This window comes from Streptomyces sp. NPDC101227, assembly GCF_044767545.1.
Lineage (GTDB): Bacteria > Actinomycetota > Actinomycetes > Streptomycetales > Streptomycetaceae > Streptomyces.
Genome location: NZ_JBIWOD010000001.1, coordinates 40,566 through 63,432, shown reverse-complemented (window position 1 = coordinate 63,432; position 22,867 = coordinate 40,566). Strand labels below are relative to the sequence as shown.

Below are 22,867 nucleotides of genomic sequence, written 5' to 3'. Positions count from 1 at the left end.
CCCCGCCGCAACAGGTCACAGCACCGCGATGCCCAACGGACGCTCACCCGCGGCAAGGCGGCGGACGGTTCCCGAGTCCAGGTCCACGACGGAGATGCCGTTCCAGTAGCCGTCGCGGGTGAAGCCTCCCGTGACGTACGCGGTCCGGCCGTCGGCCGAGACCTCGACGGCCTCGTGGGCACCGTCCAACGGGATCACCTTCTCCCGCCCCTGCGGGGTGCGCACGGTCAGCGACGGGCCGTCGTCCCGTGAGGGGTCGATCGGGCCGGTGCCGACGGCGAACAGCGTGCCGTCGCCGGTGATCGTGACGCCGTGCTGATGGGTGTTGGCGGCCATCTTCTCGATGCGGGAGCGGGCCGTCTCCGGGTCGACGACGGCCAGACGCTCCCCCTCGAACGGCAGCAGCAGCTTGCCGTCCGACGGGCGGACGGCGGTGTAGTGCGGCTTGAGCCAGGAACCGAGGCCGCCTTCGGTGCCGTAGGGGGCGACCTCGATGCGCCGGGTGTGGAGGGAGCCGGGGGTCACCACGGTGACGTCGAAGGAATCGTGGTCCGTGGCATACACCGCCCGCCCGTCGCGCGCGATATCCACGTCGAACGGGCGGCGGCCCACCTCGGCGACGCCGGTGACCTTCAGGGTGTGGGTGTCGATCGCCTCGACGGTGCCGTTGCCGCCGGGCCGGTTGACGCCGACATACGCGTGACGGCCGTCGGGGGCGAGCGCGATACCCATGCCGCCGCCGCGGTACTCGCCGTGCGCCGGACCCCCGATGCCCTCCGTCTCGTACGGGATGCGGGTGATCCGCTTCCGTTCAGCGGTGTCGACGACGGCGACGCCCTCGGCGGTGGCGACCCAGGCCCGGCCGTCGTCACCGACGGCCAGCCCGTACGGGGCGGTGCCGACGCGTACGGAGTCGAACGCGCCACGGGCGGGGTCGACGAAGGTCACGGTGTCGGCGCCGAAGTCGGCGACGAGCACGGTGCCGCCCGGCGTCCGGCCGGACGGCGCGGGGACCTTCTTCGCCGCGGGGGACGGTGAACCGGCCTGCTCCGCCGCCGAGTCGTCCGCCGCGCCGGCGGAGCACCCCGTCACCACGAGCAGGACCGAAGCGAGCACGGCAGGCAGGGCCTTCCGCAGGGCCGCGGCCCGCCTCGCCAAAGGGCGTTGACGCCTCATCGGATGGCCTTGAGCAGATCGGTGATCTCCAGGTATCCGCGGCGAACGGCATGCCCGAGGGCGGTGACGCCGTGCTTGTCGGGCAGGCCCGGGGTGGCTCCGGCGGTGATCAGCAGCTCGACGATCTCCTGATGGGCGCGGCCGCCGTCACCGAGGATGACGGCCTCCAACAGGGCGGTCCAGCCCAGCCGGTTCACATGGTCCACGTCGGTGTCGGTCTCGCGGAGCACGGCCCGGACGTAGCCGACGTGACCGCGCTCGGCCGCCGGGATGAGCGACGTGCCGCCGAAGCGGTTGGTCACCGTGAGATCGGGCCCGGCCGGCAGCAGGGCGCGCATCATGGCGACGCTGCCGGTGACACCGGTGACCAGCCAGGGGCTGTCGTACCGGTCGTCCTGGGCATTCGGGTCGGCGCCGGCGGCCACCAGTACCCCGGCGGCCGGCACATGGTCGCCGAGCGCGGCCAGCAGCAGGGGGGTGCGGCGGTGTTCGTCGCGGGTGTCCACCGCCGCGCCCCCGTCGAGGGCGGCGCGCACGGCGTCGGTTTCGCCGTGTGCTGCGGCCTCCAGCAGATCGCGATCGAGGGCGTTCATCGTGGTGCTCCTTGCACTCCAGGGGGCGCGGGTGCGCAGCACGGACAGCGCGGACAGAATCGTCGCCGTCTTCGTACGGAGCGCGATCCCGGCCCCCGTGGGCAGCGCGGCGCGGATGCGCGCGGCGGAGAGGGGCGACCGGCGGCGCACGGTACGGGGGGTCGTCCCGTGCGCCGCCGGGGTCCGAGCGGCCGTACGGCCCGAAACGCTCGGCATGTCGCGGATCAATCGGCCAGCGCGGCCACGCCGGCCCGGGCGAACTTCTCGTCCAGGTCGCCGGACGGGGCGCCGGCGACACCGATCCCGGCGACCGGCGCGTTCTTGGCGGTGACCGGGGCGCCGCCGGCCAGGAAGAGGGTGCCGGGGATGTCCTTCAGCGTCGGGGCGCTGTCCAGGCGCTTGACCAGCTCGGAGGTCGGGGCGTTCCAGGAGACGGCGGTGTATGCCTTCTTCACGGCCGACTCATAGGACTGCGGGCCCGCGCCGTCGCCGCGCAAAGTGACGAGCGTGTTGCCGTTGCGGTCCACGACGGCGACGGAGACGCGCTGGTTCTCCTTCTTCGCCGCGTCCAGCACGGCCTCGGCGGCGTCGGTGGCGGCCGCGACGGTCAGGTGGGTGGACCGGGTGAGGTTGCCGCCGCTCGCGGCGGTCTTGCCGGCGGCCGGGGTAGCCGGGGCGGCCGGCGCGGTGGCACCCGCGGACCAGGCACCGAACCCACCGATGACGAGGGCGGCAACGGCGCCGCCGGTGACGACCCGGGCGCGCTGGGAGACCTTCTTGACGTGCTTCACGGAAGTCAACTCCGGCATTTTTCTGGGGTGTTGGGTGTTGGGGATCCGCCTGACTGGGGGGCCGCTTTGTCCGGCGCTCCCTCTCGGCGGGTGACCGGGGCCTCTCCCCCGCTCCGTCATCCATCCTGCGGCCGCGTCCGGCCGTATCCCGTCGTCGTACCGGCTCGCCGTGACGGGCGGATCGGTGGAGCCCGGGGTCATCCGATCGGTTGACCCCGCCGTCGCCCACCGGTGCGTAGGGGGCGCCCCGCCGCCCCGGCCGTGCGACGCTCAGGCGCTCGCGGCAAGCGGCTCTTCGCGGCGGGGACCGTACCCGCCGCGTTCAAACTCACCGGCGCCCGGCCGACCGGCACCGGCGTCGTGTTCTGCACGTACGAGCGGGCGGGCGAACCCCGCTACGGGTCGTTCGAGCCGGCGGACTGACCGAAGAGGCCGCGGGAGGTCAAGATCGTGGACGAGACCGGGCGACCACCAGGATGGCCATGTCGTCCGCGCGGTCGCCCTCGGTCCAACGGCCGACGTCCTGGGTGAGGGCATCCACCAGTGCGTCGGGGTCCCGGAACCGCCTGCTCATGCGCCCCGAGGAGACCGGATCGTAGAACGCTCCCCGCTTGTCCCGCGCCTCGGTGACACCGTCCGTCACCAGCAGCAGGGCGGCCCCAGGGGGCAGCCGCACCACATCGACGGGCCCGGGTCCGGCGGGGGCGGCGATATCGCCCAGCCCCACGCCGAGCGGCAGCTGTGGGGCGGTCGGGTCGAGGCGTACGCACTCTTCGTCGTACACCAGGTACGGGGGCGGGTGTCCACGGTTCACCAGGCTCACCGCTTCGCCGTCGGCGGAGACCTCGGCCAGCACGGCGGTGGTGAAGCCCTCGGTGGAGATCACCGGGCCGCCCCGGGCCGCTTCCCTGGCCAATGCCTCGTCCATCCGCTGCCCCAGCCCGGTCAGGGTGGGCGCGTACTCGGCCTCCTGGCGGAACGCGCCGATCGCGACCGACACGGCGGCGACGGCCGCCAAGCCCTTGCCCCGCACATCCCCGATGATCATCCGCACTCCGAACGGCGTCTCCTGCACCGCGAAGAAATCACCGCCGATCCGCGCCTCGGCCTGCGCCGCCGTGTACTCCGCGGCCACGGCCAGCGGCCCGACCTCCCTCGGCGGGTCAGGGAGCACCGCCCGCTGGACCGCCTCCGCGACATCCCTGGCCAGCGCCAGATCGCGGCCTTGGCGCACCATGAGCCGGTTGACCACGAGAGCCAGCACGCCGATCACGCCGACGACGGCCAGATCGACGAACAACGGCGTCGCCGGACGTCCGCGTTCGATATCCACCGCCACCGACACCACGCATGTCACACACGCGACGGCGAGCGCGGAGCGGAAGGTGAGCGTGGCGCCCGCGACCAGTGGCGCGGCGGCGAGCAGCGGGAGTCCCGTGTACGGCTGCGGCGCGAAGAGGTCCAGCAGCACACCGGCCACGAGGGCCAGTGCCGCGAGCATCCACGGCACCTTCGCCAGCGTGGGTTGCAGGACTTTCACAGGGGCATCTCCCTGCCGGGCCACGCTCGCGACGCCGCGGCACCGGAGCCACCGCGCGGTGTGCCGCACCGCACCAGGTTCGTACTTCCGATGACTTCACATATACGCCTTGTGGGCCGGATGTGCTCGTTGCCAGCGCACCCCACTCACGTCCAGGTGCGGTTTCACCTGCGCTTCTCCCCGCCATCGGCCGTTGGTCGTCATCGGCCGTTCATCGGACGACAGGGGGCCGGGCTCCGAAGCCGGGAGCGGGGCGGCGCGGCAAGCACTGCCGTGCGGTCAGTTCGGGCGGGGTTCGCCGCGGTACGTGCCGAAGGACCACTTGTTGCCCTCGGGGTCGGTGATGGCGAACTCCCGGCTGCCGTACGGCTGGTCCTCGATCTCGCGGACGACCTGTACGCCCGCCCTGGCAAGCCGGGCGTACAGCTCGTCCACATGGTCGGTGACGACGTACGCGCCGAAGGAGCCCGGCTTCAGGCACCCGTCGCCGGCGGGGTCGTAGGAGCCGAGCATCACGGCGCCGCCCTCGGGCCAGTCCAGCTGGGCGTGAGCGACGCGGCCACCGTCCTCATACACGGCCGTGCGGAGGAAGCCGACCGTGCCGACGAGGAAGTCGATCAGGGCGGGGGCATCGTGGGCCTGGAGGGTGGGCCAGACATCGGGGGTGCGTGTCGTGGTGGGCGTGTTCTGTGTGTTCATGGGCTTCAGCCTGCGCCGTTGAGGTGGCCGCCGGCTTGGATATTCCGGCACTCTTCGGCCAGCCATGCGCTGGGGCTAACGCCCGTGTACTGGTGGAAGTCGCGTACGAGGTGCGAGTGGTCGTAGTAGCCGCAGTCCGCCGCGACGCGGGCCAGATCGGGGCGGGTGCCCGCGGCGGTCGCGCGGACGACGACGGCCTTGGCGTGCTCGAAGCGCATCAGGCGGGCCGCCTGCTTGGGGGTCACGCCGGTCTCCGCGCGGAAGAGGGTGCCCAGGCGGCGCTCGCTCAGCGCGACATGCGCCGCGAGGCCGCGCAAGGTGCCCGCGCCGCGGTGCCGGGCCAGCCACGCCCATGCCTCGGTGACCTCGGGACGTGGCGGTGGCCGGTCGTCGTGGGTCGCGAGCTGTCCCTTCAGGTACCCGGCAAGCGCGGCGAACCGCGCGTCCCACTCCGTCAACTCGGCCAGCCGCTCGCACAGTTCGGCCACGCGCCGGCCGAGCACGTCCGTGCCGGAGGTGACCACCTGTCCGGTCAGCTCGGCGGCCGGGAGCCCGAGGAGGCCGCGGGCGGCCAGTGGGTGCACGGCCAGCTGGATGCCGGACTCCCGCTCGGGCTGTACGACGTACGTGGGGCTCTGGTGCAGGCCGCCCACGACGATGTCCGTGCGGATGGCGTCGGGGCCCGTCGCCTGGGCCGGGGTGAGGCCGCTCGTGACGCGGCCGTCCAGGGAGAAGATCAGGGTGAGGTAGGGGGAGGGGAGGCCGCGGTGGAGGGGGCGCGCCGCTGCGTGGCCGGGCCTTTCCACGCGGTAGCCGACGGCGGAGACCACGCCTCCGGGCGGCGGGCTGGTTCTCACGAACTCCTGCTTCGGGGCCACAGTGACAGTATGTGCGGCGCGCCGTTCCGGGGGCTTTCCGGCGCTCTGCGCCCCTCACCCAGGCCCGTGCTACTACCCAGAGCCGCCTGCTTCATGCCCCTTACTCACCGTGACTTCGCTCATGGGAAATCTTGATCCCTGCCTTTAGCATGGCGCGCCGCCCCGAACGGGGCCGATCACCGTAGGACTCGCTTCAGCAGGGATGAACACACGTGAAAGTACGCGGCAAAGACAAGCTTGCGGTCTTCGGTGCGGCGGGGGTGCTGACGGTCGCGGTGCTCGCGTGCAGCGCCCTGTGGCCGGGCACGGACGCCTCCGCGGCAGGCCCCTCCGCACACTCCGTAGCCCAGGAGCTGAAGCACTGGCCCGCCCCGGTGGCGAAGCAGCTCGGCAAGGTCATCGCCGAGCACGACCACAAGGGCGCGTATGCCGTCTTCGATGCGGACAACACCACCTACCGCAACGACCTCGAAGAGGCGCTGCTCCCCTTCCTCGAGATGAAGGGCGTGCTGACCCGGAAGTCGATGGACCCGTCCCTGAAGATCATCCCCTTCAAGGACACGGCCACCCACAAGGAGAGCCTCTACAGCTATTACAACCGGCTGTGCGAGGTCGACGACCAGGTCTGCTACCCGTGGGCCGCGCAGATCTTCTCCGGCTTCACCCTGAAGGAGCTGAAGCAGTACGTCGATGAGCTGCTCGCGTACAAGAAGGCCATACCCGCCGAGTACTACGAAGCCGGCAAGCTGACCAAGACAGAGGTCAAGGCACCCGAGTTCTTCCCGGGGATGCAGGAGCTGTACCGGACGCTGCGTGCGCACGGCGTCGAGGTGTACGTCGTCAGTGCGGCAAGCGAGGACCTGGTGCGGATGGTCCTGGCGGATTCCAAGTACGGGTACGACGTGAAGCCGGAGAACGTCATCGGCGTCTCCGCGCTGCTCAAGGACCGCAAGACCGGCAAGGTCACCAGCTCGCGCAAGGAGATCGCCGAGGGGCGCTTCGACCCGAAGGCGCAAAAGGCGCTCACCAACCGGGAGTTGACGCCCAAGCTGTGGGCGCCGCTCACCTGGTACGAGGGCAAGCCGGCCGCCATCAACACGTACATCGACGAGTGGAAGCAGCCGATCCTTGCCGCCGGTGACACCCCGAAGAGCGACGGGCCGATGCTGTTCCATTCCGCGGACGTGGCGCACGGCGGGGCACGTATCTGGGTGAACCGCAAGGAGAGCTACATGAAGGAGCTCGACGCGATGAAGCAGGCCAACGCGAAGCGGCAGAAGGAGCTGGGGCAGCGGGTGACGGCCGACAAGAAGTGGCTGACCGTCACGCCCGAGCAGATCGGCCGGTAGGCGCCTACGTCGTCGGGCACGCACTTGAACGCCGTGCCCGACCGCTCAGGGCCGCTCGCGGGCCCGCCGTCCGACTGACGGGCGGGCCCGCCGCCGCTCAGCCAGGCGTCCCCTGCCGCCTCGGTCGGGCTGTGACGGGGTGCGTTCACCGCTGTACAGTCCGTGGCTCCAACGTTCCGTCAGGAGCCAAGCCCAGCGGTTGAACAGGAGACGACCTGTGGCCACGGAAGCCAGCCCCGGCCCCCTCCCACACATTCCCGGAACGGAGCGGCCGGTCCCCGCAGCCGGGCCCGCCCTCGTGGAGCGGTGGCGTTCCGGGGGCGGCGAACTGGTCGATCTGCTGTCCCAGGTACGCGAACGGTGCGGCGGTATCGCGTCGTTCCGCCTCGGCCCTGACCCCACCCTCCTCGTCACCGACCCGCAGGCGGTCCAACACGTACTCGCCCGGCACGCGGACCGGTACGTCAAGCGCTCCCACCGCGCGCGCCTGCTGATCGGCGACGGCGTCCTCGCCGCCACCGGTGCGGCGTGGCAGCGGCAGCGCCGCCTGCTGCAATCGCAGTTCACCGGTACCGGGATGCGCCGCTTCGAACAGCGGATCACCGAGGCCGCGCGGACCACCGCCGGGCGCTGGGCCGGATACGCCCGCACCGGGCAGACCCTCGATGTCGGGCTGGAGATGCGCCGCTTCGCCCTGGACTCCATCTGGCGCTCCCTCACCGGCCACCCTCTCGATGACGGGACCGAGCGCGAACTGGCCGCCGTAACGGCCGTGGCAGCCGCGCTCCCGACGCTGCCCGCCGATGTCACCGACGCGCAGGACGCCGTTGCCGCCGACCTCGCCAGGATCGACGCGGTCGCCCGGCACGCCATCGAGACCGCCCGCAGCGGGGCGGCCGGCCCCGACGGCCCGGGCCTGTTGCACGTCCTCGTCGACGCCGCCACCGAACGCCCCGAATACACCGACCAGTTGATCCGCGACGAGCTGATCACCTTGCTCGTCGCCGGGCACGAGACCACCGCCACCACCCTGACCTGGCTCTACCTGCTTCTCGACCGCTACCCCGCCGCCCGCGAAGAGGCTCTCGCCGCCGGCGGCGAAGGCTCGACGCAACGCAGCCAGGCCGTCCAGGCACTCGTCCACGAGACGCTCCGGCTCTACCCACCCGCCTGGATCCTGCCCCGCCACGCCACCGAGGACGACACCCTCGCCGGCTACTCCGTCACAGCGGGCACCGACATCCTGATCTGTCCCTACCTCACGCATCGCGATCCCGAACTGTGGCCGGACCCGGAGCACTTCGACCCCCGGCGCTTCACCACCCGGGACGACCGCCCCACCCACCCGGGCGCCTACCTCCCCTTCGGCCTCGGCCCCCGCGCCTGCCTCGGTCTGCAATTCGCCCTCCGCGAATCGACCGTCCTGCTCGAACACCTCCTGCCGGCCCACGTCCCGGCCTTCCACTCCACCCCCACGAAGGCGACGTACGGCATCACCGTCCGCCCCGACGGCGCCACCCCCGCCACCCTGGAACCGGCACGCACCTGAAGCCGCCGGGGCAGGGCCGCCGCAGGTTTCGTACGAGAGGACGAACCTTCGCCCGACACGTGTGCCGACCGGTCAATACGGAAGTGCGGGCGATCCGAATACTGGCCAGAGACAGCACCAGCACCGGCACCGGTCACAGCACGAGGGGCACGTCTTGCCCAGCCCGGACTTGCCGGTGGTATCCCGTCCGGAGGATCTGCACGGCGGCCTGGGAGCGCGCGGGGTTGCCTGCGGCACACGTAGCGACAACCGGTGGTCTCGGGGCTGGTGAGTACCCGCCTCACTACGAAAGGGAACCACCGTGAGACTTCATGCGCTGGCCACTCACTCCCTGGCAACGGCCACTGGCGTAGCGCTCCTGACGGGATGCGTGACAAACGACTCCCCCACCCGCTCCCACTCTCCGGCGAATTCGGCGCATCCGGGGAACATCCGGCACGAGAAATCGTCGAGCGCTTCCTACGAAGTGCGCGGGCCCGTGTCCGGGCTCAGTGTCGCCACCACGGCCGGAGACGTCCGCGTGATCGCCTCGGACCGTGCCGGCCTGAAGGTGACCGAGAAGTTCACCTACACGGCTGACAAGCCGAAGACGTCCCACATTTCACGCGACGGCCACGTGACACTCAAGGACCGCGACTGCCGGTCGGGCAGCTGCTCGGTGAGCTATCGCATCGAGATCCCGGAAGACTTGGCCGCCACCATCGTCAGTGGCGGGGGCGATATCACCGGGGCGGCCCTGGCGGGAAGGACCGTCGCCAAAACGAACGGCGGCGATGTGTATCTCTCGTTCGCCCAGGCCCCGGCCGGCATCGATGCCTTCAGCGGCGGCGGAGACGTAGACCTCGCCCTCCCGGCCGCAACCTACGCCGTACGCGCACAGGCCGGCGGCGGGGACCGCGTGGTCGGAGTGAGGACCGGAAAGAACGCGAGCCACGAGGTCACGGCACGCAGCAATGGCGGGGACGTCACAGTCGCCCGGCGCTGATGTGTGGAGCGACGCATGGGCCGCCTGCTGAGCGGTGTCGCTTGTTGAGTAGCTTCTGTCCCATGCAGCAGACCATCGAGCACGATTTCGACCAGGACACCCGGCTCGACTGGGCCGGTGAGGCGAGCTGCACGGCCCAGCTCACCGATCGCTGGAACACCGCCAGCGGTCACGCCAACGGTGGCTATCTCATGGCCGTTGGGGTGCGTGCCCTGCAGGAGCGCTCTGCCCATCCACATCCACTGGTGGCTTCGGCGTTCTTCCTCCGGCCGGGATCACCGGGGCCCGCCGAAATCCGGGTGGAGTCGGCGAGGGAAGGGCGCCGTACCTCCACTCGCGAGGCACGGATGTACCAGGGCGGCCAGGAGATCCTGCGGACCGTGGCGACGTTCACCGACTTCGACCAGGCGGACGGTCGCCGTCTGTCGCTGGCGGAAATGCCGGGACTGCCGTCGCCGGACGACCTCTGCGATCCACTGGCCGGGATCGAACTGCCCGGCATCACCGTCGCCGACCGGGTCGAATACCGGACGGTTCAACCGCCCGGTTGGCTGCACGGACAGCCCAGCGGCGACCCCAGCATGACGTTCTGGATGAGGTTCACCGACGGCCGCCAACCCGACCTTTTGAGCCTTCCGTTCCTCGCCGACGCGGCATATCCGGCGGTCATGGAGCTGGGAGAGATGCCCTCGGCGACTCTCGAGCTGACCATCCACCTGCGGGACCGGCCCGCCCCGGGCTGGCTGGCCTGCCAGATCAACACCCGTCACGTCGCCGGCGGCTTTCACGAAGAGGACTGCGACATCTGGGACTCGCGAGGCGTCCTGGTCGCCCAGTCACGCCAACTCGCCCTTTTGCCTTGAGCTTGACGCTTCACCAGGTGCATGTCCCCGGAGAAGAGCTCGGTGGCGACGGCACACTGACGGGTTCGCGCTGGGCCGAGGAGGAGGACGGGGCTTTACCCCCGGGCAGGCCCGGCGCGTCATCGATGCCGTCGGGAACGGGCCGCCACTCCCTCGCTCTCCACGGGAGCGCCACCAAGCCGCCGTCCTCCTCAACGCCCTCCGCGACCCGGGCCGGGGCTTCGATGCCGTTCGCGATCGGTGCGCCCCCGCCCTCCGACATGCGCGGCACGGCCTACACGTAGGTGAACTCCACGACATTGCTCCGATCGTCGCCGTTCACGGCCATGATCTGGACCGTTCCCTCTCCCGGAGGAACCTGGAAGAAGATTTCGGTCGCACCGTTCCCGGAGGAGGCTCCGCCCTCCCAGAAGGTCTCGTCCCATTCCTGGTCTCCCCAGCGCAGGGCCTGGGCTCGGAGCAGCGTTCCGGTCAGGGTGACCTCGTCCCCCTGCGTGCCTCTTGCCGGGTCGATGCTGTCGATCTGCAAGCTCATCGCGCGCCCTTCGTCTCGTGGTACGGCGTTCTCCGGGCGGATGTCCCGGCCGCCTCGTGCACCCTGCGAATGACCTTGCGCCACGGTTCCCAACCGCTTCCCGGGCCAGGTTCACCCAGTTGTCAGAGGGCATTGCTCCGGGGCTCACCCGACCCCTGCCCGGCATCTACGACCCCACCAGCCCCGCCAAGCCGCTGTCCGCGTTCCTCGCGGTCACGGCGGAGACCGAGCGTGCGGCATCCCTCGCTTTCTCCTGATCCCCGCTGAGCCCTCCCCAGCGCTCGGCCGATCGTCCCGAAGCGAGGATTCGACGACGTTAGGAGGTGGGGGGCCTGGGCAGGCGAGCCACGAACGGGAGTACGAGAAACGGGAGTTGACCGTGTTACACCGGAAGCACGTCGTTGCCCTGGTCGCCGCAGCCTGCGCGACCACGATCGCCACCACACCAGCCATGGCGAGTCCTGGCCCCATCCGGGACGGCAGCGGCGCGGCGCACATAGTGGACGACAGCTTCACGACACTGGCGTCCCCGGGAGGCGAAGACCCGATACTGCGCGCGGGGAACGCGAAGTTCGGGCTCGCTCACATCAAGCAAGGGGGAAAGCACCATGACAAGCCCAGCCACCCCTACGACGCGGCGGCCAAGAAGAAGTGGCAGCTGGCCTTCTACAACAGCATCTGCGACTCCCTCGGCAAGTACTACACGCTGTACTGCTACCCCTATGAGCAGGGCTCGGAGAAGCGCACGATGTGCGTGTTCGTCGATTACGGCGACTACACTTTCCATGGGCAGAATATGGGCCAGAAGGGCATTATTACGGCGTACTGGACCAAGGGACAGAAGGGTCCGAACGGACGCGACTCATGCCTGACGAAGGACGACTGACGGATGCCCCGCCCGCCCGGCGCTTCGTGCCCGGGGACCGGGTCACGCCGCGGGAGGCGACAGACCACCCCGAGGACCCGGTCGGCACGGTCATGACGCGAGTCTCCACCGATGAGCTCCTGGTGGACTTCCCCCTGGCCGGCGGCGAGATGTATCTCGACGAAGAACTCGACCTCGTCGAGCCTGCCCCACCGGGTTGGATACCGCCTCCCCCAGCCCCTGCGTAGGTCGGGGGGCGGAGGCGAGAGCACGCGAAGCGATGCACCAGGGGTGTATCGCTTCGCGTGTGTGCGTCCGACCGCTTCCTTCGGCCCGCCGGCCCTGTGAGGCCGCACCGCCGCCGCAAGAGCGACGATCTGCCCAGCTGGAAGGAAGCCCACTACCGTGCGTTGCGTATCCCGACGATGTATGACGCGGTGAGCGCAACGGCGCGGTCTTCGTCATGTGACAGCTCCGCGAGGGCACGTGACGCCGTGGCTCCCGGGATGTCCGCGAGCGCCTGTGCCAGCCGTCGACGTGCAGACGAATCAAGGGTGCCGTGGGCGAGGCAGTCCACGAGCCTGGTAGCGATCTCTTCCGCCACCGAGTAGCAGCTCGCGAGCGCGCTCAGTGCATCGGCCGCATCGGCGTCGTTCGTCTCCTCGACGATCATGTCGACGAGCGTCGGGACCGCGTCGGCCACTCCGCGGGCCCCGAGCGCCAGGGCTGCATACCTGCGGACCACGATGTCGGGGTTCGCGAGGGCATCCCGCAGCAGTGCGGTCGCCTCAGCGTTCGGGATCTCGGCGATGGACTGGACGGCACGTTTCCGCACCTCGGCTGCTGGTGAGTCGAGGCCCTCCGCCAGCAGCTCCCAGCCGCCGTCGCGGGATTGCGCCAAAGCCCATCGAAGGGCTCCGGCGACGTTCGGGTCGGTCTCGCTCAGGGCTGCCTCGACCAGGGCTTCCACGGGCACGGGAACCTCTTCGGTTGCGGACAGGGCCGCGCGCTGGCGCCTCCCGGCGCTCTTGGACCCCAACGCCTGGAGGAGTGCGACGATCTGGAGGACGTCCTCCCAGCCGGCCGGTTCCGCGGCACCGATCCGGCTGAGGCGAGTGAGGAGCGCCGTCTCGACGGCAATGCGTTCCCGCGTCTGGCGGATGAGGTCGTCGACGAGCTCCGAGGGCGTGAAGCCTGGGTCATCGAGCGCGCGCCTGACTTCGCGCAGCGACAGCCCCAATGACCGGAGGCTCTCGATATGCAGGATCCGCCGGATGTCCTCGCTGGAGTACTCTCGATAGCCGGCGTCGGTACGGCCCGTTGGCCGCACCAGGCCGAGCGACTCGTAGTGCCTGAGCATGCGGGCGCTGACCCCGGACCGTCGTGCCACATCACCGATCAACACTGCCGCTCACTCCTCCTGGTGGGCCCCGCCGAGGGCTACGGCGCGCTTCGCCTCCTCGATCGCGAACTCGAATCCGGCATCCGGGTCGCGCAACAGCCGTTCCGTGGCGCTCGCGTGGGAGCGCACGCGCGGATCGAGATCCGTCATCGCAGCGCGCAGAGCCGGCAAGATCAGCTCGCCGAGTGCGATCAGCGCGCGGCTGAGGCTCAGCTGCGTCTGACGCTGGCCGCGCCCGAGCTGTGTCGACAACACTGCGGCCAACTCCGGCTCTTCACCTTCGGGCACGAGCACGACCGCTGCCCGCCAAGCGCTCCGCGCCACCTCGTCGTCGGCGTCGGACAGCAGCGCCCGTGTGATCGCCGGCCACGCCTGCCGGTCCCGGATCTTGGACAGCGTGTGCAACGCCTGGCTTCGCGCCTGCGCACCCTCCGAGCGGACTTCCTTGAGAAGCTCCGGGACCGTCACTGATGGGGAGTGGCGGGTGATTGCCCAGGTGAGCATTTCGCGTACGGAGAAGTCGGGTTCGGTCCTGCATCGTTCGATGAGCCTGTCGATGAACCGTGGGTCAGGGGTCGTGCCGACCGCCAGCGCTGCCCGCAGCCGCACCGACGAGCGGCTGTCCTCCAGCCTCTGAAGAGCTCGAATCGTATCCGTGTCCTGTGCCGGCATGGTCATCGGGACCACCTCCTCGGCCACAGTGAAGGCCTTGTCACTGTGTCAAGGTCAAGCGAGCGCCCGCCGCGGGCTTCCCCGGGCTCCCCGGCCGAGGCAGCGTGACGAGAAGATTCCGCGACCATGCCGTCGCCACTGGCGCTCGGCTTCGGCGGCTGCGTCGGCCGGCGAACTCCGCCGCCGGCCGTCGTCCCTATGCGGTCGCCGCCGCGGTCATGACTCCGTCGGCGGAGGCTCGGCGACGTGCGCCACCCGCGGCTGGGCCAGCCGCCGGTAGTCCTCCGTGTGCAGGGCCAGGGACAGCTGCAGCTCGGCCGCGTTGAAGAAGATCTCGCGGTGTTCCAGCAGACTGGGGTCGACGATCAGCTCCAGTTCGGAGTCGAAGGAGAACGGCACGATGGCGCCGCTGACGCAGCCGGACAGGCGTTCCGCGGTGAACTGGTCGGCGAAGGACACATGCCGTGCGTCGTACAGCTCCTTGACCCGGCCGAGGTCCACCCGCCGGTCTCCGGGGATCACGGCGAGGGCATAACGCGAGGACTTCTTGGTGACCTTCACTCGCATGACGATGCACTTGGCCGCCTGGTTCAGGGCGTTCCCGCGCAGCGCGCTGACCACGTCCGTACGCCCCTCCGGGGCGTGTTCGATCAGCCGGTGACGGGCCCGGCCGTCCCGCAGAAGGGCCAGCAGCCGGTCCGATGTCCTGCCCGTCGCGCTGTCCGCTTGCCGTACCGGGTCCGCCTGTGCGGGGGCGTCCGGAGAGACCGTGTGTGCCGTCATCCCCACACCACCGCGGAATTGAGCGTGTCGGCGCCGAAGCCCATGAAGAAGCCCATGGTGAGCCGGTCGCTACCGGTGACCCGCTCGATGGAGTGGTACCGCATCGGGTTGATCAGGTAGACATCGCCGGTCTGCGGCTTGAATTCGTGACAGGGGTGCCCGTCGACCACGGCCTCGTCGTACCCGAGACCGCCCTGGATCTTGTACGTCTCGTCGGCGGGCTCCCAGGGCTTGCGGTACATGCGCAGCTCGCCGCCCTCGTCGCACTCCTGCAGGCAGACCACGCAGCTCAACTGGCACGCGAGATCGGTGAGGGCGATGCCGGTGCCCCGGGCGTCCCGCATGATGTTGTCGTTGTGCAGCGGGTTGCGGACGCCGTCGGCATGGATGCGGACGACGGACGCCGCGTAGTCGCGGCCGTCCGGCTCCTGCGCGACCGACACCGCATCGAGGCCGAACGCCTCCCTGAGCCCGGCGCGGACCTGGTCGGCGAGGTCGAAGCCGGCGTCATCCAGCATCCCCTTGGCCTCGGCGGCGGCCTGGAAGTAACCGTCCAGGTCCTGGAGGTACCTGGCCAGGTAGGGACCGATGGTGGTGAGGGCGCCGTTGGCGTAGCTCGTCGTGGAGGCGTTGGCGAACAGCTTGCCGATACGGGTCCGGTTGTCGGCGAACGCCTCGGCGGGCAGCAGGTTGCGCAGCACGACCACGGCGGTCTCGCCATGGGCCAGCCGGCGGAGCAGGTCGGCGTCCGGGCGCTCGGCGGCGGCGTCGATGACGACGCGGGTCCAGGTGTCAGTCGTGGACATGGGTCGGTGCTCCTTCGAGGTCGTAACGGTTGCGGGGGGTGCGGCCCGTCGTCCACGGGATCTCCGTGACGGTGTCCGGTTTCAGCGGCTCCCAGTGGTCCGCGGGGGCGAGGTCGGGGACCACCTCCGAGGAGATCACCAGGGAGCGGTCGGTCTGCAGCCGGTACATGCCGAAGTACCGCGGCGAGACGGTGTCCGGCGAGGTCCAGTGGATGACGTAAGCGGAGTAGGGGTTCACCGCGATGGCGTTGCCCGAACTCCCGCCCCTGGGTATGGAGTTGAGCCGGTCGAGGGTTTCCGCCTCGTCCAGTCGGCGGGCGCCGGCGGGCACGACGTAGTCGAAGTACTCGCGGGAGTCGAACTCCGATGACTCCATGCCGAGCAGGCGGTGGACCGTCGGCAGGAAGCCGTTGTGCATGAACAGCCAGGGGACGGCGCCGCCGGTGCGCTCCAGGGGGTGGGTGAAGCGCGGGCCGTGGTTCTTGGCCAGGGTGGCGTGGCGTGCGTGCACGGCCAGGAAGTCGGTCTTGATGTCCGGTACGGGCGACTCGCGGAAGCTCTCCGTGAGGGGGCGCACGTCCCGGTGGCGGCCGAGGCCGTACGGTGCGTCCTCCTGGCGCCATACCGCGCCCCACCCGTTGGGGTGCACATCGGTGGGACCGTCATGGTCGGCGGTACGGCCACAGCTCATCGCCTCGGCTGCGGCCAGGATGTCCGTGGCGCGGAAGTCCCCTGCGGCCACGATGAGTCGGCACATGAAAGGTCAGCCTCGCAATCGGTGGGCAACGAGTGAATGCAGGAGTGCGGGGATCCGGTCGCCGGGGTCGCCGCTGACGACGACCCGGCCGACCGCCCCGGTGTGCCGGGCAAGGTCGGAAGCGAGCACGGGCAGGTCGTCCGCGGGCAGCGCGGCGGGGTCCGGCGGGGGCGCGGCGCGCTGGATCTCGACGGCCACGCCCGGCTCCTGGAGGGCCTCGGCGGCCGTCAGCTCGTGTTCCGACACGGCCGAGACCTGGCCGGCGATGCCCGCGCCGGGCGGCGGCACCGGCACCGCGTCGCCGAGGTGGGTGCGGAAGGCCAGTTCCGCCCAGTCGGCGCCGGTGGCCTTCTCGACGAGCGCCACCAGACCGCCCCCGGAGAGCCGGAACCCCATCTCCACGAAGACCGGGCCGGACGGCCCCTGGATGACGTCGACGTGGAAGGGGCCCGCGCGGTATCCGGTGGCGTCCAGGCAGGCCTGCGCCAGCTCGCGCAGTGCGGGCGGTGCCCCGCCCCCGGCCCTGGCCACGTGGCCCACCTCGCGGAAGCCCGCCAGGCCCGGCTCGCCGCGTACCTCTTCGAGGGACGTGAGCTTCTCGCACACGCTCAGCAGCACGGCACCGCCCTCGTGGGCGACGCCCTGGAGCGAGAGCTCGGGGCCCTTGACGAACTCCTCCGCCACGATGGCCGAGAACGCCCCGCCCCCGTAGTTGACCAGGTTGCGGACGCGGTCCAGGGCGCGGCGCCGCTGTGCGGCGCCGTCCACGAGCAGCACGCCGAGCCCGCCGCCGCCGTCCGCCGGCTTGATGACCTGCGGAAAGGCGAGCGGATCCGCCTCGTCCCCGTCCCCGGGGCCCAGCGGTACGAAGCGGGGCTGGGCCACCTGCGGAGCGCCGCGCAGCAGCGTCTCGCGCTGCTCGCGCTTGTCCAGCGGCCGGAAGCCGTCGCCCGCGCCCGGCCACGGGGCCACGCGCAGCGCACGGGCGAGCGCGAACCCGGCGTACACATAGCGCTCGAACCCGGTCAGGACCAGGGCGGGGGCGACCGCGGCGGCGGCGAGCGACGCGCGGACCGCGTCCGGGTCCTGCGGTCGCGCCACGGCCACCTCGACGTCGAACTCCCGCCGCCCGAGCAGCCTGCGCCAGCGCAGATAGGCGGGCGTCTCCACCAGTACCGTCCGCATGCCGCGGCGGCGCGCGCAGGCCAGGTACGGGTCCAGGCCGTCGCGTGTGGCGCCTACCTGTACGAAGTCCCCCGGGGGGTTGCCGGCTGCCACGGTCACCGGCCGGAGAGCAGCTCGGGCACCACGGGGCCCCCGGCGCTGTGCCGGGTCTGTACGACCTGCTTGTGCGGGTCGCCTTCGAGAATGGCGTCGATGAGCTCTCCGCCGGCGGGGGTGAGGCTGGGCAGCCGCAGGGAGCTGCCGTACAGCACCTGGAGCTGGTCCAGGGCCAGGCCGCTGAGGTGCTCCAGACGTTCGGCGACCCGGGCGGGCTCCCCGTCCGCCGCCGCGACCGATCCGTCCAAGAGCCCTCGTACGAGCGGGGCGTGGGCGAGGAGGTCCGGCTGCTCGGCGGCGAGGTACGTCTCCAGGTTCACGCCCTTCTCCGTGAACGGCGCGTGGACCATGGCGACGAGCTGCTCCTCGGTGAAGCCGTACGCCTGAGCGCCGTAGGCGTTCATGGCCGCCCGCATGTGGTCGGCCTTGCCCTCGTAGCGCTCCCGCATGATCTCCACGAGCTGCGGCGGAAACTCCTTCTTGTGCATGAGGGAGATGGCGAACTCGACGTACTCGTCGAGCCCTTCGGCGTACGACTGGCCGTAGCGGCGCTCGCACTTGAGGGCGCGCAGATGGGCCATCAGCGCGGGGTTGCCGCAGTCGGACTCGGTGAAGCTGAAGGCGATGTCGTCGAAGCGGAAGCCCAGGTAGTCCGTGAGCAGCTCCCAGTGGTCGCCGGAGGCGTAGGCCGTGTCGTCGTAGATCGAGAAGAACTGCAGGCCGGTGCGGACGTCGGTGGTGATCGCGTGTTCGGCGATGACTTCCGGCACGTCGGGACCGTGGATGTCGGCGAAGTACGCCTGCGAGATGTTGTTGAGCGAGGCGAGGAAGCCCTGGAATCCGGCCCGCCGGTCGCGCGGCGGCTGCAGCCCGAACTTCCGGGCGAGCCGGGTGACCCACAGGTAGTAGTCCCGCTGCTCCTGCTGGGAGTCGCCGGTGATGATCAGGTCGACGCCGCCGCCGTACCCCGCGGCCAGGCCGAAGGAGTTGACCATGCTCAGGTTGCAGGCGTTGCAGAACGTGGGGCGGGCGTCGGCGGCCGTGCGGTGGCCGGTCATCAGGATGTCGAGGCGGTTGCGCCCCACGACCTCGTCCGTCTGCGGCAGCGTGGCGTCGAAGGTCCGCACCTGCTGCCCGTCGATCAGCAGCAGCTCGCAGGCGGGGTCCGCCGAGAGGTGCAGGGCACGGTAGGCGCGGTCGATGTTGTCCATCACGGCCGTCGGCATGCCCGCGTGCCGGTTGGTGGCGACCCGCATCCGGAACGTCGCGCCGTGCTCCTGGGAGAGGATCAGCTGCATCGTCCGGACGAAAGCGAGGGTGTACGAGCTGTCCTTGCCGCCGCCGTAGGCCACCAGGACGACATTCCGGGCGAGTTGCTCCTTGTCAGGGAGGGCGTCGTACAGGCGGGCCGCGCAGCGGACGGCGCCTTCGTAGTTCTCTGCGGACAGGATGGTCCGCAGCTCCTGGAGGGCTAACGCATAGTCGGGTGCCGCTGAGGGCGCGGGCGTGGACGCGTCAATTGTCATGACGGACGAGCACCTCTTTCAACCGAACGACGGTGGGCCTGCACCCATGGCAGGCGCATGGGCACGAAGAAACTGGTCTGGTGGTGGCCTGGCATAGCGCCAGGGAGAAAGAAGGGGACGCGGGCAGGCGGGATTGCCGGCGATCAGAGCACCGGAAGAAGGGAATTCAGTTCAGTGCGGCCGGCATCTGTACATGAATTACCCGATGGTGCACCGGTCGATCCGGTGGTGTCCTGTGGAGACATCCAATGAACCGTGCAAGAGAAACAAGAAGCGATCCGGAACTACCCCCGACCGGAAACTTCAGCGCTTACGGACTTCCCTGTCCCGGCCTACTCTTGATCATGGTTCTCGGGCTTGTCAATCAACCCGCCTCAGGATGTGAGTCGTCCCACTGTGCGTTAAATCCCATTCCTGCCGGCGAAGTTGCCGTGGTATTTACGCCGTGCGTCGCGACGGCTGGCTGGAATTAGCACCCAGCCAATGCCTGCGCAGCGCTGCCAATGCGGCGTGAATAGCGGGCCTGCGGTCGGCCTGCGAGCGCCAGAGGGCCGAAAGTCGACGGGAGGGCGGGGGCTCCATCGGGACGACACGGACGGTGGGCGGCAGGGCACCGCGGCCGAGCCGGGGCAGCATGGTCACGCCCAGACCCGCCGCCAGAAGCGACAGCTGGGATTCGTATTCCTCGATCTGGTAGGCGATGTCCGGTTCGATGCCGAGGCCGGAGAAGGAACGCACCAGCCACTCATGGCACATGGCCCCGGAGCCCTGCCCGATCCACCGTTCCTCCCGCAGGTCGTACGGGGTCACCACGTCCCGCTCGGCGAGCGGGTGCCGTTCGGGCAGGGCGACATCGGCGATGTCCTCGCCCAGCTCCGTGACGGACAGCGACGCGGGCAGCGTCAGTGGGGTGTTGTGCCAGTCGTGCACGATCGCGACATCCGCCTCACCCCGTACGACCAGGCTGATGGCGCGGTTGGGGTCGGACTCCACCAGCCGGCAGTCCAAGGCCTGATGGCGCCCGGTGAGATCAGCGAGCGATGCGGCGGCGAACCCGCGGCAGGCCGTGGGGAACGCGGCGAGCACCAGCCGCCCGGTGGGCTGGTCACGCTGCTCCTCGAGGCGCGAGCGGGTCCGCTCCAGTACCGCAACCACCTCGTCTGCCGCCTCCGCGAGCAGCCAGGCCGCGGGCGTGAGCTCCACCTTGCCGCCCTGCCGGTCGAGCAGTTCTGAGCCGGCCTCGCGCTCCAGCTTGGCGATCTGCTGGGAGATGGCGGAGGGGGTGTAGCCCAGAGCGGCGGCCGCGCCCGTCACCGAGCCGTGGGTGGCCACGGCACGCAGGGCACGCAGGCGATTGAGGTCGAACATGAAGAGATGCTAATACCCCACCTTCAGAAACCTTCGCTGGCCCTTACCGACGGCGACTGTTGTGATGGGACATCCCGAAGTCACGCGTCATCAGGAGCCATTGGCATGAAGCCCGCACACATCGCCTTGGCGGTGGCTGTCGCTGCCGTGTGGGGCGTCAACTTCGTTGTGATCGACGTCGGGCTCCGTGATTTCCCGCCGCTTCTCTTCTCCGCGGTGCGTTTTCTCCTCGCCGCGCTGCCCGCGGTCTTCTTCGTCGGCCGGCCCAGAGTCGCCTGGCGCTGGGTAATCGCGGTCGGCGTCGCGCTCGGCATCATGAAATTCGGGATGCTGTTCATCGGCATGCATGCGGGACTGCCCCCGGGGCTGGCCTCCCTGGTGCTCCAGGGCCAAGCGGTGTTCACCGTGCTCTTCGCCGCGGTGCTGCTGAAGGAGCGCGCCCGCCGGGTGCAGATCGTCGGCATGGCCATCGCTGCGGTGGGCATCGTGCTGGCCGGGTTGGACTCGACGGCCGGCACGCTTGCCGGATTCCTGCTGGTCGTGGGCGCCGCGGCGTGCTGGGGCCTGTCGAACATCGCGATGCGTAAGGCGGGTCCGCCGGACACTTTCCGATTCATGGTCTGGGTGAGCGTCGTACCGCCCGTCCCGCTCGCGCTCATCTCCGTACCCTTCGAAGGCTGGGACGCGGACCTGCGGGCGCTCCAGCATCTGAACCTCAGCGGAGTGGGCGCCGCGCTCTATGTGGCGTGGGGGGCAACGCTGTTCGGCTTCGCCGCATGGGGATATCTCCTGCGCACCTATGACGCGCCGACCGTCGCGCCGTTCTCCTTGCTCGTCCCGGTATTCGGCCTGGCATCCGCCTGGATTTTCCAGGGCGAGCGCATGACCGCGCTGACCTTCTCCGCCACGGCCCTCGTCATCACCGGCATTGCGGTCGGAATGCTCCGGCGCCCGAAGAAGCCAATGCCTCCCGAAACCGAGCGAACGGCCGTAACGGCCGCGACCCCCTGAGGCCGAAAAAACCAACGAGCCGTCAAATCGGCGGGAGAACTCCCCGAACTCCCCCTCTCCTTACCGCAGATCCGCTCCCGGTGAATGACTCTACGAGGGTGATGGCGGCGACCGCCGACCGCTGCACGCCCGATTGGCGGGGTTCTCTTGCCGGCGCTACTGCTCGGGTAGTCGATCTCGACTTGGTCGTGATACGTGAATTCCTTGATCAGGGATCACTGATCCGCCCACTTCACCAGCACGCCCTGCTCACTGCTCACTGCTCAGGGACTCCGCCGCTTGCTGGAGAGCTCGGACTTCGGCGTCACCTCCGGGCCGGCCGTCGCAGGTGCCCGGACATTGGCCTTGATGCAGAATGCCTACCGGCTTCGCACGCTCATCGGATATCGCAACCGTCCGCAGCCAGAATCACGCTCCCGCACCCGGAGACGTATGGACGGTCCCGCACGCAGAGGGACGATCCGTGGCCCGCACCTGACGGATGCCGGTTCCCCAGTCCAGTCGGACGGAAAACTTGCTTACCATCCGACGCTCCGGAACGAGCAGCTCCCAACAGGGAGCAGGCCATGGACACGGACCTCAGGAGCAGGGACAGTTCAGGGCTTCTGTAAGTTCCTCGCCCTCGCCATCGCTGTAACGGCCTGGTTGAAGACGGCGGACCGCGGCGTAGCCAGCCACGTCGGCCGGCTCCGGCTCGTGGCGCGCCTTGGTGACATGCGGTCGTTCCGCCTCGTGGAAACTCCGTCGCGTCCTCGCTCAGTCGGATGCGGCCGGCCTGAAGGCGTTCACCGGGGGTGGCGCACCCGCCGCTCTCTACTTGACCAAGCGCCAGGGCAAGCCTCACTTCGAGAGCTTCACGCATGCGGGCTCAGGTACCACCCAGGACGTCTGCCACATCATCCATAGCCAAGCTCCTGGGCACTGACCACGTGTTCCGGCTGAACGGAACCCGCGCCAACTTCGTGGCGGGCTGCTCGGCGTGGGAGTCGCGGCCGATCAGGTCCGGGGCCGGCCTTACCTTCTTGTCCGGCCGCGTCAGCGAACGCCGCCTGCGGCGGTGAGCGCCCTGGATGGCGTGCTCGCGCACAAGACGGGCGACCCAATTGCGGTTCACCACCCGGCCCATGCGCCGCAGCTCGGCGTGGATGACGGTGATCTCATGCGCCAGGGCCTCATCGGTGGCCTGGCTTGCGGCTCGCGTCTTCGCCGCGGCGAGCCAGGCGTAGAACGAGGAGCGGGCCACCTCAGCAGCGGGCACAGGAAAGCGACACCATGGGTGGTCTTCTCCGCCTCGATGAACGCGTATGCGCAGCCGGATGCGAGCCGGGACCTTGCGTCGCTACGACAGCGAAGGGCGCGACGGGACCCCGACGCCGAGCATGGCACGGCCTGCTTCATCCGCCGCCGGGTCACCACTCGCCCGAAACGCCCCGCGCAC

The 22,867-nt window shown here is 70.1% G+C and carries 25 protein-coding genes; 9 read left to right on the top strand and 16 right to left on the bottom strand.

Annotation, left to right across the window (positions count from 1 at the left end; genetic code table 11):
* Positions 1 to 15: 15 nt before the first annotated feature.
* From ACIRPT_RS00295 to ACIRPT_RS00285, 3 genes are all read right to left on the bottom strand, one after another.
* Complete coding sequence (locus tag ACIRPT_RS00295; RefSeq protein WP_403819952.1) at positions 16 to 1,176, bottom strand: YncE family protein; 1,161 nt, start codon at positions 1,174 to 1,176, stop codon at positions 16 to 18.
* Positions 1,173 to 1,769 (bottom strand): ankyrin repeat domain-containing protein, encoded by a 597-nt coding sequence (locus tag ACIRPT_RS00290; RefSeq protein ID WP_403821710.1) that lies wholly within the window; start codon positions 1,767 to 1,769, stop codon positions 1,173 to 1,175. The genes ACIRPT_RS00295 and ACIRPT_RS00290 overlap by 4 nt, the downstream gene beginning before the upstream one ends.
* Positions 1,770 to 1,993: 224 nt before the next feature.
* A complete protein-coding gene (locus ACIRPT_RS00285; protein ID WP_403821707.1) occupies positions 1,994 to 2,560 on the bottom strand; it encodes a heme-binding protein in 567 nt (188 codons plus the stop codon).
* Between the two features lie 261 nt (positions 2,561 to 2,821).
* Between ACIRPT_RS00285 and ACIRPT_RS00280 the strand changes: the two genes are divergently transcribed.
* Positions 2,822 to 2,983 (top strand): hypothetical protein, encoded by a 162-nt coding sequence (locus tag ACIRPT_RS00280; RefSeq protein WP_403819949.1) that lies wholly within the window; start codon positions 2,822 to 2,824, stop codon positions 2,981 to 2,983.
* Between the two features lie 19 nt (positions 2,984 to 3,002).
* Here the strand turns inward: ACIRPT_RS00280 and ACIRPT_RS00275 are convergent, their stop codons facing one another.
* The 3 genes from ACIRPT_RS00275 to ACIRPT_RS00265 all read right to left on the bottom strand — a co-directional run bounded on the left by ACIRPT_RS00275 (position 3,003) and on the right by ACIRPT_RS00265 (position 5,677).
* On the bottom strand, positions 3,003 to 4,100 hold the full coding sequence (locus ACIRPT_RS00275) for a PP2C family protein-serine/threonine phosphatase (RefSeq protein ID WP_403819946.1): 1,098 nt from the start codon (positions 4,098 to 4,100) through the stop codon (positions 3,003 to 3,005).
* 279 nt (positions 4,101 to 4,379) lie between these two features.
* On the bottom strand, positions 4,380 to 4,799 hold the full coding sequence (locus ACIRPT_RS00270) for a VOC family protein (protein ID WP_403819944.1): 420 nt from the start codon (positions 4,797 to 4,799) through the stop codon (positions 4,380 to 4,382).
* Between the two features lie 5 nt (positions 4,800 to 4,804).
* Positions 4,805 to 5,677 carry a helix-turn-helix domain-containing protein gene (locus ACIRPT_RS00265; RefSeq protein WP_403819942.1) on the bottom strand — a complete coding sequence of 291 codons (873 nt, stop codon included), beginning with the start codon at positions 5,675 to 5,677 and terminating at the stop codon, positions 4,805 to 4,807.
* A gap of 212 nt (positions 5,678 to 5,889) precedes the next feature.
* Here ACIRPT_RS00265 and ACIRPT_RS00260 point away from each other — a divergent pair, with 212 nt between their 5' ends.
* The 4 genes from ACIRPT_RS00260 to ACIRPT_RS00245 all read left to right on the top strand — a co-directional run bounded on the left by ACIRPT_RS00260 (position 5,890) and on the right by ACIRPT_RS00245 (position 10,423).
* Positions 5,890 to 7,026 carry a haloacid dehalogenase-like hydrolase gene (locus tag ACIRPT_RS00260; RefSeq protein WP_403819939.1) on the top strand — a complete coding sequence of 379 codons (1,137 nt, stop codon included), beginning with the start codon at positions 5,890 to 5,892 and terminating at the stop codon, positions 7,024 to 7,026.
* Between the two features lie 217 nt (positions 7,027 to 7,243).
* A complete protein-coding gene (locus ACIRPT_RS00255; RefSeq protein ID WP_403819936.1) occupies positions 7,244 to 8,575 on the top strand; it encodes a cytochrome P450 in 1,332 nt (443 codons plus the stop codon).
* Positions 8,576 to 9,053: 478 nt separating this feature from the next.
* Positions 9,054 to 9,560 (top strand): DUF4097 family beta strand repeat-containing protein, encoded by a 507-nt coding sequence (locus ACIRPT_RS00250; protein WP_403819933.1) that lies wholly within the window; start codon positions 9,054 to 9,056, stop codon positions 9,558 to 9,560.
* Between the two features lie 62 nt (positions 9,561 to 9,622).
* Complete coding sequence (locus ACIRPT_RS00245) at positions 9,623 to 10,423, top strand: thioesterase family protein (RefSeq protein WP_403819930.1); 801 nt, start codon at positions 9,623 to 9,625, stop codon at positions 10,421 to 10,423.
* Between the two features lie 274 nt (positions 10,424 to 10,697).
* Here ACIRPT_RS00245 and ACIRPT_RS00240 read toward each other — a convergent pair whose 3' ends face one another.
* On the bottom strand, positions 10,698 to 10,958 hold the full coding sequence (locus ACIRPT_RS00240; RefSeq protein ID WP_403819927.1) for an IPT/TIG domain-containing protein: 261 nt from the start codon (positions 10,956 to 10,958) through the stop codon (positions 10,698 to 10,700).
* A 119-nt stretch (positions 10,959 to 11,077) separates the two neighbouring features.
* Here ACIRPT_RS00240 and ACIRPT_RS00235 point away from each other — a divergent pair, with 119 nt between their 5' ends.
* From ACIRPT_RS00235 to ACIRPT_RS00225, 3 genes are all read left to right on the top strand, one after another.
* Positions 11,078 to 11,215: a hypothetical protein gene (locus tag ACIRPT_RS00235; RefSeq protein ID WP_403819924.1), complete on the top strand. Its 138-nt coding sequence runs from the start codon at positions 11,078 to 11,080 to the stop codon at positions 11,213 to 11,215.
* A gap of 122 nt (positions 11,216 to 11,337) precedes the next feature.
* Entirely contained in the window at positions 11,338 to 11,844 is a 507-nt protein-coding gene (locus ACIRPT_RS00230) for a hypothetical protein (protein ID WP_403819921.1), read from the top strand.
* A complete protein-coding gene (locus ACIRPT_RS00225; protein WP_403819918.1) occupies positions 11,823 to 12,071 on the top strand; it encodes a hypothetical protein in 249 nt (82 codons plus the stop codon). The genes ACIRPT_RS00230 and ACIRPT_RS00225 overlap by 22 nt, the downstream gene beginning before the upstream one ends.
* Positions 12,072 to 12,223: 152 nt before the next feature.
* Here ACIRPT_RS00225 and ACIRPT_RS00220 read toward each other — a convergent pair whose 3' ends face one another.
* The 8 genes from ACIRPT_RS00220 to ACIRPT_RS00185 all read right to left on the bottom strand — a co-directional run bounded on the left by ACIRPT_RS00220 (position 12,224) and on the right by ACIRPT_RS00185 (position 20,418).
* Positions 12,224 to 13,228, bottom strand: coding sequence for a MerR family transcriptional regulator (locus ACIRPT_RS00220; protein WP_403819915.1), 1,005 nt, complete (start codon positions 13,226 to 13,228; stop codon positions 12,224 to 12,226).
* Positions 13,229 to 13,234: 6 nt separating this feature from the next.
* Positions 13,235 to 13,903, bottom strand: coding sequence for a HEAT repeat domain-containing protein (locus ACIRPT_RS00215; protein WP_403819912.1), 669 nt, complete (start codon positions 13,901 to 13,903; stop codon positions 13,235 to 13,237).
* Between the two features lie 210 nt (positions 13,904 to 14,113).
* Entirely contained in the window at positions 14,114 to 14,680 is a 567-nt protein-coding gene (locus tag ACIRPT_RS00210; RefSeq protein WP_403819909.1) for a YbaK/EbsC family protein, read from the bottom strand.
* Positions 14,677 to 15,486: a hypothetical protein gene (locus tag ACIRPT_RS00205; protein ID WP_403497638.1), complete on the bottom strand. Its 810-nt coding sequence runs from the start codon at positions 15,484 to 15,486 to the stop codon at positions 14,677 to 14,679. Before ACIRPT_RS00205 ends, ACIRPT_RS00210 begins: the two co-directional genes overlap by 4 nt.
* The gene (locus tag ACIRPT_RS00200; protein ID WP_403819906.1) at positions 15,473 to 16,243 is read right to left on the bottom strand and encodes a class II glutamine amidotransferase; all 771 of its coding nucleotides are present in this window, start codon (positions 16,241 to 16,243) and stop codon (positions 15,473 to 15,475) included. The genes ACIRPT_RS00205 and ACIRPT_RS00200 overlap by 14 nt, the downstream gene beginning before the upstream one ends.
* A gap of 6 nt (positions 16,244 to 16,249) precedes the next feature.
* The gene (locus ACIRPT_RS00195) at positions 16,250 to 17,527 is read right to left on the bottom strand and encodes an acetyl-CoA carboxylase biotin carboxylase subunit family protein (protein ID WP_403819903.1); all 1,278 of its coding nucleotides are present in this window, start codon (positions 17,525 to 17,527) and stop codon (positions 16,250 to 16,252) included.
* The gene (locus ACIRPT_RS00190) at positions 17,524 to 19,050 is read right to left on the bottom strand and encodes a PqqD family protein (protein WP_403497634.1); all 1,527 of its coding nucleotides are present in this window, start codon (positions 19,048 to 19,050) and stop codon (positions 17,524 to 17,526) included. The genes ACIRPT_RS00195 and ACIRPT_RS00190 overlap by 4 nt, the downstream gene beginning before the upstream one ends.
* Before the next feature lie 438 nt (positions 19,051 to 19,488).
* Positions 19,489 to 20,418 carry a LysR family transcriptional regulator gene (locus ACIRPT_RS00185; RefSeq protein ID WP_403497632.1) on the bottom strand — a complete coding sequence of 310 codons (930 nt, stop codon included), beginning with the start codon at positions 20,416 to 20,418 and terminating at the stop codon, positions 19,489 to 19,491.
* Between the two features lie 105 nt (positions 20,419 to 20,523).
* Between ACIRPT_RS00185 and ACIRPT_RS00180 the strand changes: the two genes are divergently transcribed.
* Positions 20,524 to 21,429: an EamA family transporter gene (locus tag ACIRPT_RS00180; protein ID WP_403819900.1), complete on the top strand. Its 906-nt coding sequence runs from the start codon at positions 20,524 to 20,526 to the stop codon at positions 21,427 to 21,429.
* 868 nt (positions 21,430 to 22,297) lie between these two features.
* Here ACIRPT_RS00180 and ACIRPT_RS00175 read toward each other — a convergent pair.
* Entirely contained in the window at positions 22,298 to 22,687 is a 390-nt protein-coding gene (locus ACIRPT_RS00175) for a hypothetical protein (RefSeq protein WP_403819897.1), read from the bottom strand.
* Positions 22,688 to 22,867 lie beyond the last annotated feature (180 nt).